The following is a 515-nucleotide window of genomic DNA, read 5'->3' on the forward strand; positions in this document are numbered from 1 at the left end:
CACGGCGGCGCCGGCACCACGGTCGCCGCCGCGCGGGTGGGAGCGCCGCAGGTGATCGCGCCGCAGATCGGCGACCAGCCTTACTGGGCCAAGCGCGTGGCCGAGCTCGGTATCGGCGCCGCGCATGACGGCCCGATGCCTACGGTGGAGTCGTTGTCGGCTGCGTTGGAAGTGGCGCTGGCGCCAAAGGTCAGGATTCGCGCTGGAGAAGTGGCCAGCGAGATCCGCGCCGACGGCGCCGAAGCCGCAGCCAAGTGGCTGATCGAGTGGTTGGGCCGGCAGTGATCTTACTGCTTCAACTCCGCCAGCGCCTTTTGGGACGGCGCTGGCGAGATCTGGATCGGGCCGGAAAAGGGCTGATCCATTTCCATGATCAAATAGATGGCGGTGGCGACCAGCGCCGCCGACATGACGAACCTGCCGATCACGATGGTGTTGCGCGGCGCCCGGAAGCCGAAGCGTGCTTGCCAAGCGGGCGCGCGAAGACGCCATAGGCGGGGGTACGTCACGCACCC

Annotated in this window: 1 protein-coding gene and 1 pseudogene; one reads left to right on the forward strand and one right to left on the reverse strand. The window is 68.2% G+C overall.

The genetic code is table 11. The features are described from left to right. On the forward strand, nt 1-285 hold a 285-nt coding region (locus EOA27_RS39630), incomplete at its 5' end, for a nucleotide disphospho-sugar-binding domain-containing protein (RefSeq protein ID WP_145970951.1). 2 nt (nt 286-287) lie between these two features. On the opposite strand, the pseudogene EOA27_RS41785 reads toward EOA27_RS39630, so the two are convergent. Further along, nucleotides 288-515, reverse strand: a pseudogene (locus EOA27_RS41785) (DUF4239 domain-containing protein); the annotation flags it as partial.

It is taken from the genome of Mesorhizobium sp. M2A.F.Ca.ET.037.01.1.1 (genome assembly GCF_003998075.1).
Taxonomy (GTDB): domain Bacteria; phylum Pseudomonadota; class Alphaproteobacteria; order Rhizobiales; family Rhizobiaceae; genus Mesorhizobium.